Consider the following 18497-nt stretch of genomic DNA (forward strand, 5'->3'; position numbering starts at 1 on the left):
TCATTTCTGCTTTCTATTGGTGCCGGTGAACAGCTCTGCCCGGCCGTGTAGCTGCTTCTCCGTGAAGGCCCGCATGAAGTCCCGAAGGACATCGGCAGCGGGCCGATCTTGGGCACGGCAAGCCTGCACGAATGCATCGCGCAGCTCTTTTTCCACCCTGATTCGCATCCCGGAGTCTTTGAGCGACATTCATTGAGGTTAGCACAATGGATACACAGTGTGTATCCATTTTCACCAGGCGCAACCGTTACCGAGGATCGGCAGGAATAAATAAAAGTGATTTAATTACAGCAAGTTAGCTTGCGCCTGTTGCATGTCTTGCCAGGCGCTCAACCAATTGAGCGAACCAACGCAGTACAGATCATCATCGCTGACCATCACCTCGCTCGCGCCACTCGAGTTCTCGGTACGAAGGTGGCCTATCGATGCCGCTGCGGCGCAGTGCTGCGCCCGCCTGCATGCTCCAGACAGGCGCGGCGAGCGCGACGAACTCATCGCGGTGACGGCATTGGTGCACGGCATGGCCGTGGTCATGCGTAACGCGGCTGATTTCAAGCCGACGGGAGTGAACATCGTCACCCGTGGAAGCAATCGCCATGAACGCCTACGGGTTCAAGATAGTTCCGATAGCGGTACGTCAGCGGTACAGAGCTGAGTTTTCCTTGCCTTCGCCAAGCTGCGCTAAACTATTGTCGTAGCTTACTTCTTCCTGATTAGCCCTGACCTTCAGCTGCCTGTCGCAGGATCTGCGCCGCGCTGGGTGGATGCTGCTGTCACCTGAAGCCAACGAGGTGGCCTGATGAGCATCAATGCCGTGCAGTTCCAAGCTGGATTGTCGATGTCTGAGTTCTTCGCGTCCTACGGCACCCAGGCCAAGTGCTATCGCGCGCTCTACAAGTGGCGCTGGCCGCAGGGATTTCGCTGCCCATCCTGTGCTGGACGGGCGCGGTCGCGTTTCAAGCGGGGTGCTGCGATCTACTACCAATGCAGCGCGTGCCGGCATCAGACCAGCCTGATCGCTGGCACGATGTTCGAAGGCACCAAACTGCCGCTGCGCACCTGGATGCTGGCGTTGCACCTGCTGACCTCGACCAAAACCAACATGGCCGCGCTGGAGTTGATGCGGCATCTGGGCGTCAACTACAAGACGGCCTGGCGGATGAAACACAAGATCATGCAGGTTATGGCCGAGCGCGAATCCATGCGGAAACTGGCGGGTTTCGTGCAGATCGACGATGCCTATCTCGGCGGCGAGCGTAACGGTGGCAAGGCCGGACGCGGATCAGAGAACAAACAAGCGTTCCTGATTGCGGTGCAGACCGATGCCACCTTCACCGCGCCGCGCTTTGTGGTGATCGAGCCGGTGCGCAGCTTCGATAACACCTCGCTGCAGGACTGGATTGCCCGTCGCTTGGCGCCCGAATGCGAGGTCTACACCGATGGGCTGGCCTGCTTGCGCCGGCTAGAAGACGCCGGCCACGCGCACACCACGCTGGACACTGGCGGTGGTCGTGCCGCGACCGAAACGGCCGGTGCACGTTGGCTCAACGTGGTGCTGGGCAATCTCAAACGCGCCATCAGTGGCGTGTATCACGCCATCGCGCAAGGCAAATACGCAAGGCGTTACCTGGGAGAAGCGGCCTATCGTTTTAATCGTCGATTCCGCTTGCGCGAGATGCTGCCACGACTTGCCACGGCCATGATGCAATCCACACCATGCCCAGAGCCGGTTTTACGTGCAGCGAGCAATTTTCATGGCTGAGAGTCGGGGCTAATCAGGTACTTCTTTGTTCTGCTGCTTACGTTGTCTTATGCTCAGTTTTCCTGAGCATAGCGTGTAGACGACAAACTCATAATCCTTACTGATTAGCACGCTACTTCAGCCCAGTCGCAAGAGATGAGCGGGCGTGTCTGCACAGTGGCGTTCGGTCACATCAAGCAGGCAAGCGATCATGGCAATGAACCGTGTCCAGTTCCAGGCAGGGCTGTCGCTGCCAGGATTTTTGGCGCGTTACGGCAGTGAAGTGCAATGCGAGCAAGCGCTGGAAGCCGCCCGCTGGCCGGACGGGTTCACCTGCCCGCGCTGTGCAGCCAAACGTTGCAGCAAGTTTTACCGGTATGAACAGGCTTACTGGCAGTGTTCGCAGTGCCGCCATCAAAGCAGCCTGCGGTCGGGGACGGTGTTCGAGCACAGCCGGCTGCCCTTGAGGACCTGGCTGCTGGCGATGTATCTGCTGGGCCAGAGCAAGACCAACCTGTCGGCTTTGGAGTTGATGCGGCACCTTGGGGTGAGCTATCCGGCCGCCTGGCGGATGAAGCACAAGCTGATGCAGGCCATGGACGAACGAGAAGCAGGGCGCAAACTCGGCGGCGTGGTGCAACTGGATGATGCCTATCTGGGCGGGGAACGCAACGGCGTCAAGGCGGGCAGAGGTTCGGAGAACAAGCGCCCTTTTGTCATTGCCGTGGAGACCACGCAGGACGGTCGTCCACGGCAGGCGGTGATCGATCCTGTGCCGGGCTTCACCAAGGCGGCGCTGGCCGATTGGATCGAGCGGCGGTTGCGGCCGGGGGCTGACGTGTATAGCGACGGACTGGGCGCTTTCCGGGTCCTGGAGGCTGAGCATGCCCATACAGTGATCGAGGGAAGTGGCCGGAGCCGTTGCGAGGAAGCCAACGCCCGCTGGGTCAACGTGGTGCTGTCCAATCTGAAGCGGTCACTGGACGGGGCGTATCACGCCTTCAAGTTCACCAAGTATGCGCATCGCTATCTGGCCGAGACGCAATGGCGGTTCAACCGGCGCTTTGATCTGGCGGCCCTGGTGCCGCGACTGCTGGTGGCCGCAGCCCGGATCAAGCCATGGCCCGAATCTCGTTTGCGCGCTGTCCCGGTCTTTTCGGCTGAAGTAGCGTGCTAGTCAGGTAATCCTTTGGTTCCAGGTTCGAATCCTGGTGGGCCCACCAGAAGAATGCAAAGGCATCGCCCATTGCGCACAGACATGGATTTAAATTAAACGAAGGCTTCCGCGGGTCATAACGATACCGCAAAGCCTTAGCGCACAAGGCTATGCGCTTTATGACTACATTTAGCGTTGACGCACTGTGCCGACCACACTATCTTGGGAATGCCGACTCGTTCACAACTTGTGTCCGGGCGGACCATCTGGCCCGGGGCAACAAAAAAGCCCCACCTAGTTAGCGCTAGGCAGGGCGGGTGGCCATCAACAGCCGGTCTTACGTTGTGAAGCATTCGGTTCGTCGTAGTCCCGAAGCAACCTCAAACAGTGTACATCCCGACTAAACGAAAACAAGAAATAATTTCGGAACACCGAGATCCATTGTACGAGTAGCGACGCAACGTAGTTCCGGCAATTCGGAGCTACTACCATGAAACACATACACCAGCTGAACCTCGCACTGATCCAGCGTCAAGTGGAAAACAGCCTTGTAGAGCAGCGCCAAGTGGACGGCTACATCAATGCAACATCGATGTGTCAAGCAGCCGGGAAATTGTTCGCCGACTATCGCCGCAACGTAAGCACCGACGCCTTCCTTGCAGAGCTATCGACCGATATGGGAATTCCCATATCGGAGCTAATTCAAGTGATTAGGGGCGGAAACGGCCCGCAAGGCACATGGGTCCACCCAAACGTTGCAACCCATCTGGCGCAGTGGCTTTCACCGAAGTTCGCAGTGGCAGTGGCAAAGTGGGTACATGAGTGGCTGGCCGGCAAATCACCGGTGGGAGCTCCGCGCCCATCTATGCCTCACCATATCCAGCGCTATCTGGCAAACCGTGAGCAGGTTCCCTACACCCACTTCTCCGTCCTGAATGAACTCGTTCTAGGGCTGATCGCACCACTGGAAACCATTGGCTACACCCTACCAGACCATATGGTCCCCGACATCTCGGAGGGCCGAATGTTTGCAAAGTGGATGCGAGACCGGGGCGTAGACACGAACGCTTTGCCGACCTACAAACACCGCTATGCAGATGGTCGAGTAGTAGATGCAAAGCTTTACCCTATTGGCTATCTACATGAGTTCCGCATCCACTTCAACGAGGTCTGGTTGCCAGCTAAAGCGTTGACATATTTTCGTCAGCGCGACCCAACGGCCCTTGCCTTTCTTGAGCGGATGCTGTTGACGGGTCCGGGCGCGATTAAGCTTCCGCCTGCAGCATAGTCTTCGTGGCAACAGGGAGGGGCGACTGCCCTCCTTGTTCTCCATCAATCTCGGCTCTGAGGAATGAGGCCATCGCATTCGCCTGGCCGCGGCGCATTGCCGACCAATCAGTCAGATTGATACCAATGCTGAAGACTCCATGCGGGGTCGAGTAGTCATGCACGCGGCGCCTACCCCAGCGTTCACTTTACTTAGGAATACCGGATTTTGTCCTCGGCTATGCGTGGCGCAAGCGGGACAACTAAGGCGATCCGTTCTCGACAGGAAGATTTGCCTGGCTGATGGCATCCGTCGTGGGCCGCCTGGTCAGTCGTTTGCCGACAATCTTCATTGTAGTAACGTAACTACATCGGGCTGAGGCAGGGAGTGCTCTATGATCATCACAACCCTATCCAGTCGGGAACTGAACCTGGACGTGACGCGGGCAAAGAAGGCCACCAAAAGCGGCCCGGTGTTCATCACGGACCGCGGCAAGCCTGCGCACGTGCTGTTGAGCTTCGAGGACTACCAACGGTTGACCAGGCAGCGGCGCAACATTGCCGACGCACTGGCGATGCCCGGCGTTGCAGACATCGAGTTCGAGCCGCCGCGCGTGACGATTGGAGCCCGGCCGGCTGATCTCTCGTGATGTACGTGCTCGACACCCACGTGCTGTCCGAGCTGCGCAAGGTACGGCTCGGTAAAGCGGATGCGAATGTGGCGGCATGGGCAGAAAGCGTCGATGCCGCCGATCTCTTCATCTCGGCCATCACCGTCATGGAGCTGGAGCTTGGCGTCCTGTCGATTGAGCGCAAGGACGCCACCCAGGGCGCCATGCTGCGCTCTTGGTTAGAACAGCACGTATTGCCCGAGTTCTCCGGGCGTACATTGCCGATCGATATCGCTGTGGCGCAACGCTGCGCTCGGCTGCATGTACCCGACAAGCGTGGCGAGCGCGATGCGCTTATCGCGGCGACGGCGACGGCGACGGCGCTGGCGCATGGCATGGCAGTGGTTACGCGCAATGTCGCTGATTTCGAGCCCACGGGAGTTCCCATCGTCAATGCGTGGGAGCCGTTGCCATGATCGCCTACGGGCATATGCGTAAAGGCAATTGGAAGTTGTCTGCTATGGGAAAAAGCCAGGGTTAGAAGTCAATATGAATCGGTTAATTATGCGCTCTTCAATATGAGGCGTTGGAAGTGAATCTTACCCCGTTCTTGCAATTGGGAAGCCTTGTGCGATGCAAGTTCAGGCTAACAAAGATGTTGTGACTAAATAACGAGTAAGGAGTGCTTCTTTCGTGCGATCTATGAGATTCTCAAAACAATTTTCACTGCTGCTTCAAGAGGCTCATTTGGCGAAGAATTCGATCCTTTCCGGGTTTGACCTTCTCCTGAAGGCGGAGTTTGATGCGGACAAGGACGGATACTTCTACTCTGCCTTCTTTCACCTCTCTATTGGCATAGAAAGAATTCTAAAGCTGGCCGTGGTGGTGGATCACATGATCAGGAACGATCTTAAGGCGCCCACCAAGAGACAACTCAGGGCATACGGGCACGACATCGAGAGCTTGCTTGGAATTTGCGATGCACTCAGGGCGACGTATCGTCCATTGGCGAAACAGGAAAAGAAGTTGGAAGTGGATGAAGAAATTATGGGCTTCCTCTCGCGTTTTGCTGTCTCAACTAGGTATTTCAATCTAGACGAGATTTCTAAGTCAGATGTTGGTAGTACGTCGAAATCTCCGCTCTATGAGTGGTGGGGTGTATGTGGGGCCCTCTACGACAAATTCACTCCCTGGGGCGTGCGAGAGAGGCAGGCGCTGTCGCTTATGTACTCAATGGATCGCCAGGGGATTGCCAATGTATACACCTGGTTATTAGATTCGAATGGCCATCCGATGACCGTGTTTGATCAGTTGAATCGTAGGCGTATAGGTAAAAAGTCCTCTCATATTGCTATATGGAGAATCGTCGAAATGCTTCGTCCGGTCCATAATCTTCTGGAGGAAATGGGGAGGGTTGCGCATAAGAAGGAAGTCGAGCGAGGCGAGAAGCTTCCTCTGATTCCGCACTTTGAAGATTTCTTTTGGTTCCTTTTAGCGCAGCGCAGCGACATCATGAGAAGAAAGTCGGTGTGGCTTCGCCTATTCAATTCATGAATTCTTTCGTGGGGTACGAAACTGAGGTCTTGCGCGAATTCCTGGGATGAAGCGGAACTAGGCGGATCCGGTATCGGGGTCAGGTTGACTTACTCCGCTCCCGCAAGATGTCCTGCAAATGTCTACAGGCGTCCTGCTTTAAACGTTGACAGCCTCTTTTGGCCGAGCAACTATCTAGTCGCTGCGGCAAATTCCGCAGCCGGGTTTGGTCTCCCGAAATCACTTGGCGACTCCCACTCAAATGGAGGACATCATGTCCGGTAGTGCTGCCGCTCGTTTAAAGACCAAATCCCCTCGCCGCGCCGCCAAGGCGCCACCCTGCTGGCTCAAGCTCGAATCCCCAGATCCCTTGGATGCGATTGCCGCCGAGCCGCTGCCTGGCGCGTCGGCGCCGCCGTTGTGTCCCGATGCCGACAAGGTTGCCGCGCCCAGGCGCTCGATCCCGCGCCGGCCGACGCAATGCACCATCGGCTATCGCTACTATGATGTGGACTTCAATAGCATGCGGGTCGGGCGGCAGGTGCCTAGCTTGCGCTTGCATGGCCTGTGGCTGGAAGGCCTCGGCTTCGCGGTGGGCGGTAAGGTGCGCATCACGATGGCCAATGGCGCCTTGCTGATCACGGCCGTGCCGGTGGCGCCGCTTGCCGCGAAGACGCGCCATGGATCCAGATCGGCGCCATAGCCGCCCCGCAGCAGGGAGAGCACTTGGCGGAGCGGCCGTCGTGCACCGCCCCGCCCCGCCGGCCTCGGCGGTTCCGCCGTGGTGCGCTGTCGACGTCGCCTGCCGCCACGCCGGCGCACGGTTGCCAGATATGGTGATCGTGTCGCCGTTCTCGCAAGAAAGCAGGGCAACGTCATGGCGATGTCTGTCGGTGAAGCGTCGGTTTCCGTCTCGATCTGTAGACGGGTGGCGCCGGCCGCACCGGCGCAGCGGCCTGCACATCAAGAACGCGCTGGCTGCTTTAGCTGATCTGAGGAATGGCCCGATGCCATCCGTCGTCAACACGCTCTTGCAAAAACCCGAGTTGCCGCGCCGGCGCCAGGGCGGTGCGGCAACTCGCATTGTTGGCCCGCAACGACGACGACATCCCATGCCCCGCCTCGAGTGCAGCCAGGCTCGATGCTCGACCTGATGCTCAGCCTCAATTCGGACAGCGTTCCCGACTATGTGGCGGCAGTGCTTCGGGAGATCGAGCCTTGCATCGGCACGTGCACGATCCAGGTGCCTGAAACAAGCGACGAGAGCATCTTCGACCAGATCCACGCGTTGAAGAACGCGCATGGCGCCATCAGGCACCATGCTGCCAAGCGACGACTTGGGAGCAACGTGTGAAACCTGGCAACGAAGCGAGAGAGCGATGGCGCCTGGGCGCCGGTGTTCGTACACCCGTTGCGCTGCTGTATCTCCATGGCTTCACGGCAAGCCCCGGGGAGGCCGGCGAGCTGCCCGAGCAGATGGCCGACGCAGTGGGCGCCAACCTCTACGTCCATCGCTGGCCAGGACACGGCGAGGTGGCCGCCGATGCGATGCGTGGGCTGACCGCGGAGCGCCTAGAAGCGTCGGCGATGCAGGCCCTGGACCGCGCTCGCGCGATGGGGGAGGCCGTGGCCATCGTCGGGTCCTCCCTCGGCGCTACCCTCGGCCTGTGGCTCGCCGCCACCAGGCCCGATGACGTGGCCGCGGTCGTGGCGTGGTCGCCTGGCGTGCAGGCCGCCGATCCCGCGCTGCTGGATCAGTTGTGTGCTGGGCACGATCCCTGGAAAGACCCCCGGCCAAGGTCGCAGGCCGTCCTCGCGTACTGGTCCGACACCGTCCATCCGGACGGCTTCCGGGCACTGCGCGAGACATTCGGAAAGAACACTATTGTGCCTCCGTGGCCCCGGGTGCGGTGCCCTGTGTACCTGGGCTATTACCGGGATACGGAAGGCGGTGAAGACCAGACGGCCTGCGTGCCCGCAATGCTGGCGATGTTCGATGCGCTCGGGACACCCCCGGCCAACCGGCGCGCGCAGGGGTTTGCCGCGGGCGCCCACGCCATCGGCTCACCCCACAAAACGCCGATCGCCGGGGCCGTGGCGGCGGCGTCCGTGGAATTTCTGCAGACCTTCCTGCCGCGCGTGGCTCACGCCAGGGCGGGGTAAGTCGGCAGCAGGAGGTGGCTCACGTTGAGGATGGCGTGGGCGGCGATTGAGAGGCGCCTCAATCTGCCCGCTATCACGATGAGACGGCGTCGTCATGCGGGCGCCGACGGATCTGTATACCCTCAATGCACCATGGGATTGCCGTGGCGACTGCAAGGGAGAGGACACATGTCAGAACACGAAGCACAATCGACCGCGGCGCTGGATACCGATGCGCTGCTCGCCGCGGCGCATCATCCCGACTATCTGCTGCAGGATCTGGTGGCGATCGCGAACCTGGGCGTGCAGATCGGGCTGACGCTGACGGTGGGCGGCAGCACCATCTCCGGCATGCTGATCGGCGGCAAGGAGTTCATGCAGCGGCTGACGGAGTCGATCACCGAGGTGGCGCCCGACGAGTTGGTCGAGCCGCTGCAGGAGCGCTTCCAGCCCTACCGCGACATCTACGATCAGAGCGAGCTGAAGCCGGCGACCTTCGTCCACCTCGCCGATGCGCGGGTCGTGGCCACGGGCGGCGAGTTTCCGGTCAATGGCTGCCTGTGGCGCGGACGGATCAGCCAGGTCTCCGGCTTCAGCATCGGCGTGATGTCCAGCGTCTGATGCGCTCCAGCCGCACGGCATGACCCCGCTTCGGCGGGGTTTTTTTTGCCTGTCGCCCGTGGCCTGCGGGCCACGGTACCGCAGGCGGTAGCGGCGCCATGGACTGCGACGCCAGTGCGTCCGCGGGCGGATCAGTGCAGGCACTGGGCCGGTGGCGATTGCGTGACCAGGGACGAAACGTAGGCGATCCGTACACCGCTACCTGCGGATGCACACCATGGGCATCTTCGACATCGACACCGACATCTACATCTACATCGACGACGACATCGACTGACGGGGAACGACCGGCGCAGCGCGCTACGCCGCAGAATCGTCGAAGTCGAAGACCTGCCCGGGCTCGGCGGCGATGAATCTGGCCGCGGCAATGCCGGCCTGGCGTAGCGCGTCCGATAGCGCCTCGCGCGGCTCCTCGCGGCCCTCGTCGGTGAGTTGGAAGGTGCCCCAGTGGATGCCCAGGGCGTGCCGGGCGCCGGTGTCCTGGAAGATGCGCACGGCTTCGGCGGGGTCGATGTGCTGGGGCGCCATGAACCAGCGCGGCGCATAGGCGCCGATGGGGATCAACGCGACATCGGGCGTGCCGTACCTGGCGCGGATCTCGCGAAAGATGGCGCCGTCGCCATAGCCGGTGTCCCCTGCGAACCAGACGGAACCGCGCGCCGTCTCGATGAAGAAGCCGCACCACAGCGCCATCCTGCGGTCGCGCACGCCGCGGCTGGACCAGTGGTTGGCGCGGGTGAGGGTCGCCGTCGCGGTGGCGCCGATCGGGAGCCGGTCGTGCCAGTCGCCGGTGGCGATGTGCGCGTCGGCAACGCTGTTGCGCAGCAGGCGGTCGTTGCCCAGCGGCATCACGAACAGTGGGCGATGCGCTCGATGCAGCTTGCGCAGGGTCGCGATGTCGAAGTGATCGTAGTGGTTGTGGCTCAGCAGGACCGCATCGATCGGCGGCAAGTCCGCGAACGCGACGCCGGGTGCGGTGACCCGCTTCGGGCCGGCGATCTGCGAGGGGCTGGCGCGTTGCGACCAGACCGGATCGGTGAGCAGGTTGATGCCGGCCAGCTGGATCAGCAACGTGGCATGGCCGACCATGGTGATGTGCAGGCGATCGTGCCGCGGCGCCGGAACGCTTGGATTCACTGGCACCTGCGCGGGCCAGCGCACCGTGCCCATGGCGGCTTTCCAGCGCACGACCTTTCCCAGCGAGTTGTCGATGGTCGGTTGGCCGGGATTGAAGAAGCGCACGCCATCGAAGTGGTCGCTGACGGGGCCGCTGTAGTGGGGGTTTTTCATCGGAGTGCGATCGGGGCGATGGGAGGGCAATGGCACAGTTGTGCGGCGAGGAAGGGGGGACGCGTTCCGGTCTGCGCGCGTCAGGCAGCGGCGCGCGGCGCGATCCCGTGCAGCAGCAGTCGGCCATGCTGTTCGGCCAGTGCCTGCAGGTCCGGCGCATGCGCGCTGTCGCTACCGAAGACCTGCTGGAACAGCATCGCCATCAGCATCGGCCCCATGATCGACAGCACGTAGAGTTTGGGATCGCCAGCGGGGGCCGCGCCGCGCGCCTGGGCTTTTTCGATGAGGCCGGCGACGGTGGCCATCACCCGGTCGATGGCTTCGGCGTGCCAGATGCGGGCCAGTTCCGGAAACGCGCGGCTCTCGCCGATCACCATGCGCAGGATCGCGGGCAGGCGCTGGTCGCCCATGCGCTGGGCGGCGCGGCTCAGCAGCAGGGGGACGAGTTCGGCGAGCCCGCCTTCGAAGCTTGCGGCGGCTTGTTCGATCGGCGCGAGGTTGGTCAGCAGCGCATGGCGCACGACGGCGGCGAACAGGTCCTGCTTGGTGTCGAAATACAGGTATAGCGTGCCTTTCGCCACGCCCGCGCGCTTCGCCACGTCGGCCAGCTTGGTCTCGGCAAAACCGTTCTCGGCGAATGCATCCAGCGCGGCGCTCAGGATCTCCGCAGGGCGGTCGTCCTTGCGGCGTTTCCATTTGGGTGTGGTCGGTTGCGTCATGCGGTTTCGATGCTCAGTGCTGGCGGTAGCCGCGGGACACACGATACGCATCCAGTGCCGCGCGCGACGCATCGGCCGCGGCGCAGGCGACATAGCCGTCGGGACGCACCAGATAGGCCGCGTCCTGCGCGAAGCCGGCAGCGTGATGTCCAGGCTGCCAGGCGAACACGCGCAGGGCGATGTCGCGGGCATCGCACCAGGCCTGCAGTGCGGGCGGTGCGCTGCCGTAGACGTGCAACTGCCAGCCGATCTGCGGCAGCGCTGCGTAGTTGTCGGTGTCTTCGGTGCGCACCCACGGCAGGCGATCGCCGCCGGCGACGGCGCCGGCCTTGCCGGCACTCAATGGACTGTCGCGATAGTGCAGCATCGTCTGCGAGACGGTACGGAACATCAGCTCGCTGACGTTGCGCAGCCGGTAGGCCAGGCTGGCCAGGGTCGGGGCGAGGTAGGTCCTGACGAAACTCGCCACGCTACCTTCGGCGGTGATCAGGGTGAAGGCGCGGTCGGTGGTGGCGATCAGGGTGCGGGCGAAGGCCTGCCGCTCGGCGGCGTAGCTGTCGAGCACGGTGTCGGATGCGCGGCCCTTGAGCACGTCGGCGAGTTTCCAGGATAGGTTGATGGCGTCGAGGATGCCGGTGTTCATGCCCTGGCCGCCGACCGGGCTATGCACGTGCGCGGCATCGCCGAGCAGGAACACGCGCCCGCGGCGGAAGCTGTCGGCGACGCGATGGTGCACGCGGTAGGTCGAGAACCAATTGACCTGCTCGATGCGCACGCCGAGGTTGCCGATGGCGTCCTGGCTGACGTCGGCGAAAGTCAGGTTTTCTGCACGCTCGGCACGCGCGTCGCGCACGGTGCCGATCAGCCGGTAGTGCCCGCGCTTGCTGTAGGCCAGGACCAGGATGAAGTCGCCGTCGCCCAGCGCGATATGCGCTTCGTCCATCGAGGGCAGGCCGCCGAGTTCGACATCGGCGACGTAGAACACCTGCCTGTAGGTGCCGCCTTCGAAGCCGATGCCGAGTTGTTGGCGCATCGGCGAGCGCGCGCCGTCGCACGCGGCCAGATAGCGGGCCTGCGCGGTCTGCTCGCTGCCGTCGGGCAGGCGCAGGCGCGCGGCGATGCGATCGCCATGGTCCTCGAAGGTGAGCAGTTCGGTAGTGCGCTCGACGGCGACGCCCAGCGCTTGGAGTTCGGCGACCAACAGGCGCTCATGCTGGTCCTGCGGGTACACCAGCACGAATGGGTAGGGCGACAGGCCCGCCGCGGAATCCTGCAGCGCGATCCGCGCGCGGCGCTTGCCGCGTGCCCACAGGTTCATGGCCGGAGTGCGATGGCCGGCGGCGACGACCGCGTCCGCGATGCCCACCTGCCGGTACAGCTCGAGAGTGCGCGCCTGCACCGCCATGGCGCGCGAGGTCTCGCCGGGGCTGGCGTGCTTGTCGATGAGGCGCACGCTCACCCCCTGCCGGGTCAGCCACAAGGCCAGAGTGAGCCCGGTAGGGCCGGCGCCAACGATCAGAACCTCAGTCATGACGGGCTTCCTTGAAATAAATGACCAGTTGGTCATTTATTGCGAGCCGAGGCCTGACTGTCAAGCGACAGTCGCTGGGTGAGCGCATCAGGTCTTGCAAAAAGCGACGCAAAACGGCTCGCTTGTGCCGATGCGGCAATTACCTGTTTCGATGGCCGCAAAAAATGCGGCCATTGTGCCTGCGGGAAATGGCCTCGCCTGCTCGATGGCTTTGACCACCGGAAATGGGTCGCTTCGGCCACGTGCTCCAGCGACACTCGTCGCAGGCGCTTTCCTGGCAGCGGTTGCCGGTGATCGCGTTCCACAGGCGATCGGTCTCCGCTTGGTCGTCGGTGGCCACCGGAACGAGAACGCCTTGCTGTGCGGCGACGCGTGGCCGGCGTTGAGGCCGAAGCAGGGGATGCCGAGCGCGCTGAATTCGACCGTCAGCACATCGCCTTGCTTGCCGGCCGGATCGTCGCCAGGCACGCGCTAGGCGCTCCCTTCACCTCGCCTGTGGTGTGTTGGTGGCCGCACACACGTAAGGAGTATCGTATGGACACCACATTGATGCCTTGGGTCGCCGGGCTGTTCATCCTGCTCATCGGCTCCGCCCTGTACCTGGTGACCCGGGCGAAGAAGAACCGTGACCGCCCGGCCAAGGATGCTGCGGCGACGAAGGGAGAGGCCGATTCGTCGGTGAACAAGTAGTGCAGGCACGGCCGCCAGCTCCTGACGGCTGCATGGCCGGCCGGGTCCGTGGCCCGCTCGGTCGGGTTTTCAGGATCGAACCGGCTGCTGGACGCGGCCTGTGGATCAATAGGTAGACGGAGGCGTTGGCGTGCTGCGCCGCAAGCGGTGCTAACAGACAAGCATGCGCGGCGCCGATAGCGTGGCGGGCATGGCCCGAGTGAACCGTCAGCCACCGCAACCACCTGCGCAGAAATGGTGGCAGACGCTATCGTTCAAACGCGCCGCCGCCGAGGTGTCGGCGGTGCTGGTGTTGGTCGGCGGCACTTACGGCTTCGTGCAGTACGTGGAGGTCAAGCCGCTGGAGCGGCGTTTGGCCGAAGCGCAGGCGGCCGTGTGCAAGCCTGCGCCCAGTTCGCCATCGAGCGAGTTCAGCCTATTGCCGGGCGACAGCCGCGTCTTGTGGGATGGCGCACTGACGGTGGCCAATGCGACGCGCGGCGCGGACGGCACGAAGACGCGGTTGCGGGTGACGCCACGCGAGGGTGCGTCGGTCGAGCGGTCGGGACTGTCGCCAGGCGACAGTTTCGAGGTGCCGGTTGCCGGGCAGGGCACTTATCAGATCTATCTGAAACGCAGCACGGCCGACTTCATCGAAGTGTCCTTGCTGCATCGGCCTTGAACCGCAGTGGGCGATGTCGCCGCTGCTGCTTCACTGTGCGGTTGCGGTCTCGACGATGGCGCCGTTCTCGTACACGCTCAGCTGGCGCACGCTTGCGTCCGTCGCCGGCGCGAACACGAAGCGCAGGTCGCGTTCCTCGGCGAAGAAGCGTGTCGGCGATTCGGCGCGCAGGGTGACGACCAACGCGCCGGCAGTGAGCTTCAGATGGTCGCCTTCCACTGCCACGCGGATGTCGCCGACCTTCTTGCCGCGATAGGTGCCGGCGTAACCGGCCAGGATGTCGCCCGCCAACGTCAGGTGCGTGGCGGGCGCCACGTACGCCGCCGCGCCGTGCGCATAGCTGTAGATGCGGCGCATGCGCCAGTGGCCATCGACCGCCTGCCAGAGATTGGTGAACTCGGCCTGGCCGTCCAGGGATTCGGGCTTGCCGTTGCGCTGCACGTAGAAGCGATGCGTGCCCGACAGCAGCGCGAAGCCGCCGGCCAGCGGATGGAACTTCAGGCTGGTGGCGACCGCTTCGCGGCGCAGGTGCATCGCAGGGTCGGCGCAGGGGCCGTTGCGCAAGGAGTGCAGGACCGCTGGTTTGGAGGCGGTCAGGCCGGTGTTGTCGTGATAGAACTCCACGTCGTCTGTGAGCAGCTCGCCCATCGCGCGCATGTCGCAGGCGTTGTAGGCCTGCCAGTAGCGCGCATCGGCAGCGCGTACCGCCGCGTCGTCGTCGTCGGCTGCAGCGACGGCGCCGCCCGCAGCCAGCAGCGCGAACAGCATGAGAGGGCGAAGGCGCATGGTGGACTCCTGCGGCAGGATCACGATTGCAGCGCATTGGCGCGCGTGCGGCGCGTGCATCAAGTCATGTGCACGAATGGGCCGGTGAGGCTGCTGCGTGGCATCGCGCCAGGCATGCGCGCACGCATGCAGGATGCGGGTGCGAGGCGATCGTCGCATCGAAGTGCGGCTGCTGGTTGGTCGGGACGACGGACGGCGCGGCGTTCAAGCCCCTCTCCCCTCGGGAGAGCGGTTGGGGTGAGGGTTCGGCGCGACGCGTCTCGCGGGATTTGGGTGCACGAGGCTGCGCCCGTCCCCTCATCCGGCGCCACGCGCCACCTTCGCCCGGTGGGAGAAGGGAACACAGGGAGCCGCTGATGCCGGCCGGGCAGCGCTCAAGAATTCCCCGGCAGCGCCGCCATCATGGGGAAGCGACGCCGCTTTCGCCGCCCGGATCGGGCCGTCCATGAGGTCACGCGCATGTTGTCCTTGCCACGCCTGCTGGGTCGCCACCTGGCCAAGTTCCTGTCCAAGCCGCGCCGGCACCGTTCGGAACTGCCGACCAGTCCGCCGCAGTTGCTGCAGGCGACCTTGCGCAAGGGCGATGTACTACTGGTCGAAGGCAATAGCCGCTTCTCCACCGCGATCAAATACCTGAGCCAGTCCACCTGGTCGCACGCGGCGCTGTACATCGGCGATCACCTGGGAGCGGCAGCCGACGCGGATGCGCCGACCTTCTGCGACGTGGACATCAACGTCGGCGTGCGCGTGGTCGGCCTCAGCGACTTCGCCGGGCTGCATACGCGCATCTGCCGCCCGGTGGGGCTGGGCGCCGACGAGATCGACGCGGTGGTCGACTACATGGTCAGCCGCGTCGGCAACAGCTACGACCTGAAGAACATCTTCGACCTGGCGCGCTACCTGATCCGTACGCCACCTCTACCGTCGTCGGTGAAGCGCCGCTTCCTGGAACTGGGCAGCGGCGAGCCGACCAAGGCGATCTGCTCGACGCTGCTGGCGCAGGCCTTCGGCTCGATCCGCTATCCGATCCTGCCGGACATCGGCAGTGTGCCGGCACCCGACGCGCAGGATGCGGAGATCCTGCACAACCGCCATCACAGCCTGTACCTGCCGCGCGACTTCGACGTGTCGCCCTATTTCAACGTGGTGAAGCCGCGCCTGCAGTTCGGTTTCGATTTCCATCGCCTGCTCTGGCATGGCGATGCTGGCGTAGACGTGGCGCAGCGCCAGCGCGTCGCATCGGTTGCCTGAAAGCCATTGCAACGCTGCGCCACTTTAACCTGAATGTGGCGTGTCACTGTCGTTACCGCAACTCAAAGCGCATATTCGGTCACGAATTTTTGTTTTTTCCGGCGCCGCCAGCCGTTAAGTTTCAAACAACTGTGGCCGATATCAACAGACATACCTCGATATCGCCCAGGATCGCCATGAGCCCCGTTCTTTTCCTGCGTCGCCGCATCGCCAACTTGCCGATGACGCGCAAGTTCGTCGTGCTGTGCACCCTGCTCGCCATCGGCGTGATCCTGCTCGCGGTCGCCGCTGCGCGCCTGCAGTATCTGGACCTGGTGGATGCGCGCAAGCAGACCGTGAAGACCCAGGTCGACATGGGCATGAGCGTGTTGCAGCACTACGCCGAACAGGCCAAGCGCGGCGAGATCACCGAGGCGCAGGCCAAGCAGGCGGCGAAGGCTGCGCTGGCCGACATGAAGACCAACGGCGGCGTCGATTATTTCTTCATCGTCGACCCGCAGATGCGCATCCTCATGCATCCCAAGCGCAAGGTCGGCACCGACATGACCGACTACAAGAGCGATGCCGGCGAATACGTGTACCGCGACATCCGCACCGCAGTGACCAGCGGCGATGGCTTCAGCTACTACACCTCGCCCAAGCCGGGCAAGAAGGAACAGCTGCCGAAGATCAGCTACGCCAAGCTGTACCCGCAGTGGAACTGGGTGCTGGTGATGGGCGTGTACGCCGAGGACATCCAGGTCGAGGCGCTGGGCTTCACCAAGATCCTGACCATCATCGGCGCTGCCCTGGTCGGCATGGTCGTCGGCCTGTGCTGGCTGATCGCCAGCGCCATCGTCACCCCGCTGCGCGCGGCCACGCGCACCGCGGAGGCCATCGCCTCGGGCCGTTTCGACAATACGATCAAGGTGGAGTCGCGCGACGAGACCGGGCAGCTGATGACCAGCATGCAGCAGATGCAGACCCAGCTGCAGCGCTTCAACGGCGAGATGCAGACGCTGGTGCAGCTGCAGCAGGGCGACGACATCAGTCACCGCATGCCGGAGGATTTCCCCGGCGATTACGGCACCCTGGCGCGCGGTATGAACACCGCGCTGTTCGAACACCTGGATGCGATCATCGAGGCGATGGCGATCATGGGCGAGTACGGCCGCGGCGATCTGCGCCGTGACATGCGCCGCCTGCCGGGCCAGCGCGCCGCGCTGCACGAGGCGCTGGATGCGGTGAAGCGCAATCTGTCGGCGATCAACGGCGACATCGCGCGCCTGGCCGATGCGGCAGCGCGCGGCGATTTCTCCGCGCGCGGCGACGAAGCGCGCTACCAGTTCGCGTTCAAGGAAATGGTGGAAGCGTTGAACCGGCTGATGCGGCAGGCCGAAAGCGGCCTGACCGATGTGGGCCGGATCATGGGCGCGATCGCCGACGGCGATCTGTCGCAGCGCGTGGAGGTGCGCTACGAGGGCGCGTTCGGGCAGCTGGCCGATGCCGCCAACCGCACCGCCGAACAGCTGACCACCATCGTGCAAGGCATCCAGCGCTCGGTCGAGTCGATCAACACCGCGGCCGGCGAAATCGCCAGCGGCAATAGCGATCTGTCGGTGCGCACCGAGCAGCAGGCGGCGAGCCTGGAAGAGACCGCCGCGTCGATGGAAGAGCTGACCTCCACGGTCAAGCAGAACGCCGACAGCGCGCGCCAGGCCAACCAGCTGGTGCTGGGCGCCGGCGAAGTGGCCGAGAGCGGCGGCCGCGTGGTCGAGGACGTGGTCACCACGATGGCCTCGATCAGCGCTGCCTCCACGCGCATCGCCGACATTATCGGCGTGATCGACGGCATCGCGTTCCAGACCAACATCCTGGCGTTGAACGCTGCGGTGGAAGCGGCGCGTGCCGGCGAGCAGGGCCGCGGCTTCGCTGTCGTCGCCTCGGAAGTGCGCTCGCTGGCGCAGCGTTCGGCGGCGGCGGCCAAGGAGATCAAGACGCTGATCTCCGACTCGGTGCAGGAAGTGCAGCAGGGCACGGCCCTGGTCGCGCGCGCCGGCACCACCATGGCCGAGGTGGTGACCTCGGTGAAGCGGGTCACCGACATCATGGCCGAGATCTCCGCGGCCAGCGCCGAGCAGAGCTCGGGCATCGAGCAGGTTAGCAAGACGGTGATGCAGCTGGACGAGGCCACGCAACAGAATGCGGCGCTGGTGGAGGAAGCCACTGCGGCGGCGAAGAGCATGGAAGACCAGGCCTCGGACCTGACCCATGCGGTGGCGGTGTTCCGTCTCGCCGGTGGTGCCCAGCCGCTCGCTGCGGCCGTGTCCCGGCCGCTGGCGGCGCAGCCGCCGGTTGGCCGGGCGGTGGCCGCGCGCGCGCCGATCAAAAAAGCGTCCGCACCGGCGCCGCGTCCGCTGGCGCGCAGTAAGCCCAGCGGCACGCTGGTGGAAAGCGCGGAGTGGGAAGAGTTCTGAGCCTGCGCCACGGCGGTAACCGAGGGACTGGCTGCTGACGACG

Annotated in this window: 20 protein-coding genes and 1 pseudogene; 15 read left to right on the forward strand and 6 right to left on the reverse strand. The window is 63.5% G+C overall.

Annotation, left to right across the window (positions count from 1 at the left end; genetic code table 11):
* On the reverse strand, positions 1-189 hold the full coding sequence (locus tag E4A48_RS19620; protein ID WP_053045952.1) for a plasmid-related protein: 189 nt from the start codon (positions 187-189) through the stop codon (positions 1-3).
* 148 nt (positions 190-337) lie between these two features.
* Between E4A48_RS19620 and E4A48_RS21370 the strand changes: the two genes are divergently transcribed.
* The 11 genes from E4A48_RS21370 to E4A48_RS19675 all read left to right on the forward strand — a co-directional run bounded on the left by E4A48_RS21370 (position 338) and on the right by E4A48_RS19675 (position 9070).
* Positions 338-655, forward strand: coding sequence for a PIN domain-containing protein (locus tag E4A48_RS21370; RefSeq protein WP_260608006.1), 318 nt, complete (start codon positions 338-340; stop codon positions 653-655).
* 144 nt (positions 656-799) lie between these two features.
* On the forward strand, positions 800-1762 hold the full coding sequence (locus E4A48_RS19630) for an IS1595 family transposase (RefSeq protein ID WP_058197255.1): 963 nt from the start codon (positions 800-802) through the stop codon (positions 1760-1762).
* A 190-nt stretch (positions 1763-1952) separates the two neighbouring features.
* Positions 1953-2918, forward strand: coding sequence for an IS1595 family transposase (locus E4A48_RS19635; RefSeq protein WP_142743014.1), 966 nt, complete (start codon positions 1953-1955; stop codon positions 2916-2918).
* A 469-nt stretch (positions 2919-3387) separates the two neighbouring features.
* Complete coding sequence (locus tag E4A48_RS19640; RefSeq protein WP_185910685.1) at positions 3388-4185, forward strand: KilA-N domain-containing protein; 798 nt, start codon at positions 3388-3390, stop codon at positions 4183-4185.
* A 373-nt stretch (positions 4186-4558) separates the two neighbouring features.
* A complete protein-coding gene (locus E4A48_RS19645) occupies positions 4559-4813 on the forward strand; it encodes a type II toxin-antitoxin system prevent-host-death family antitoxin (protein ID WP_142743015.1) in 255 nt (84 codons plus the stop codon).
* Positions 4813-5250 (forward strand): type II toxin-antitoxin system VapC family toxin, encoded by a 438-nt coding sequence (locus E4A48_RS19650; protein WP_142743016.1) that lies wholly within the window; start codon positions 4813-4815, stop codon positions 5248-5250. Before E4A48_RS19645 ends, E4A48_RS19650 begins: the two co-directional genes overlap by 1 nt.
* A gap of 226 nt (positions 5251-5476) precedes the next feature.
* Complete coding sequence (locus tag E4A48_RS19655; protein ID WP_221887388.1) at positions 5477-6328, forward strand: hypothetical protein; 852 nt, start codon at positions 5477-5479, stop codon at positions 6326-6328.
* A gap of 241 nt (positions 6329-6569) precedes the next feature.
* Entirely contained in the window at positions 6570-7010 is a 441-nt protein-coding gene (locus E4A48_RS19660) for a SymE family type I addiction module toxin (RefSeq protein WP_142743018.1), read from the forward strand.
* 438 nt (positions 7011-7448) lie between these two features.
* Positions 7449-7661 carry a hypothetical protein gene (locus tag E4A48_RS19665; RefSeq protein ID WP_260608007.1) on the forward strand — a complete coding sequence of 71 codons (213 nt, stop codon included), beginning with the start codon at positions 7449-7451 and terminating at the stop codon, positions 7659-7661.
* Positions 7658-8470 carry an alpha/beta hydrolase gene (locus E4A48_RS19670; RefSeq protein WP_142743019.1) on the forward strand — a complete coding sequence of 271 codons (813 nt, stop codon included), beginning with the start codon at positions 7658-7660 and terminating at the stop codon, positions 8468-8470. The genes E4A48_RS19665 and E4A48_RS19670 overlap by 4 nt, the downstream gene beginning before the upstream one ends.
* Positions 8471-8638: 168 nt before the next feature.
* Complete coding sequence (locus tag E4A48_RS19675; protein ID WP_039006154.1) at positions 8639-9070, forward strand: hypothetical protein; 432 nt, start codon at positions 8639-8641, stop codon at positions 9068-9070.
* 300 nt (positions 9071-9370) lie between these two features.
* Here E4A48_RS19675 and E4A48_RS19680 read toward each other — a convergent pair whose 3' ends face one another.
* The 4 genes and pseudogenes from E4A48_RS19680 to E4A48_RS19695 all read right to left on the reverse strand — a co-directional run.
* Positions 9371-10360, reverse strand: coding sequence for an MBL fold metallo-hydrolase (locus E4A48_RS19680; protein ID WP_142743020.1), 990 nt, complete (start codon positions 10358-10360; stop codon positions 9371-9373).
* 80 nt (positions 10361-10440) lie between these two features.
* Positions 10441-11151 (reverse strand): TetR/AcrR family transcriptional regulator, encoded by a 711-nt coding sequence (locus E4A48_RS19685; RefSeq protein ID WP_260608008.1) that lies wholly within the window; start codon positions 11149-11151, stop codon positions 10441-10443.
* Entirely contained in the window at positions 11093-12610 is a 1518-nt protein-coding gene (locus tag E4A48_RS19690) for an FAD-dependent oxidoreductase (protein WP_142743021.1), read from the reverse strand. Before E4A48_RS19690 ends, E4A48_RS19685 begins: the two co-directional genes overlap by 59 nt.
* A 226-nt stretch (positions 12611-12836) precedes the next feature.
* Positions 12837-13075, reverse strand: a pseudogene (locus E4A48_RS19695) (VOC family protein); the annotation flags it as partial.
* Between the two features lie 69 nt (positions 13076-13144).
* On the opposite strand from E4A48_RS19695, the gene E4A48_RS20695 reads away from it, so the two are divergent.
* Both E4A48_RS20695 and E4A48_RS19700 read left to right on the forward strand, forming a co-directional pair.
* A complete protein-coding gene (locus tag E4A48_RS20695) occupies positions 13145-13300 on the forward strand; it encodes a hypothetical protein (protein ID WP_003478042.1) in 156 nt (51 codons plus the stop codon).
* Positions 13301-13463: 163 nt separating this feature from the next.
* The gene (locus E4A48_RS19700; protein WP_237655533.1) at positions 13464-13961 is read left to right on the forward strand and encodes a hypothetical protein; all 498 of its coding nucleotides are present in this window, start codon (positions 13464-13466) and stop codon (positions 13959-13961) included.
* 30 nt (positions 13962-13991) lie between these two features.
* On the opposite strand, the gene E4A48_RS19705 is transcribed toward E4A48_RS19700, so the two are convergent.
* A complete protein-coding gene (locus E4A48_RS19705) occupies positions 13992-14747 on the reverse strand; it encodes a nuclear transport factor 2 family protein (protein ID WP_142743022.1) in 756 nt (251 codons plus the stop codon).
* 459 nt (positions 14748-15206) lie between these two features.
* Here E4A48_RS19705 and E4A48_RS19710 point away from each other — a divergent pair, with 459 nt between their 5' ends.
* Both E4A48_RS19710 and E4A48_RS19715 read left to right on the forward strand, forming a co-directional pair.
* Positions 15207-15998 (forward strand): C40 family peptidase, encoded by a 792-nt coding sequence (locus E4A48_RS19710; RefSeq protein WP_039006148.1) that lies wholly within the window; start codon positions 15207-15209, stop codon positions 15996-15998.
* 194 nt (positions 15999-16192) lie between these two features.
* Positions 16193-18454 (forward strand): methyl-accepting chemotaxis protein, encoded by a 2262-nt coding sequence (locus tag E4A48_RS19715; protein WP_260608138.1) that lies wholly within the window; start codon positions 16193-16195, stop codon positions 18452-18454.
* Positions 18455-18497: the final 43 nt, after the last annotated feature.

Source organism: Xanthomonas translucens pv. cerealis (assembly GCF_006838285.1).
Classification (GTDB): Bacteria; Pseudomonadota; Gammaproteobacteria; order Xanthomonadales; family Xanthomonadaceae; genus Xanthomonas_A; species Xanthomonas_A cerealis.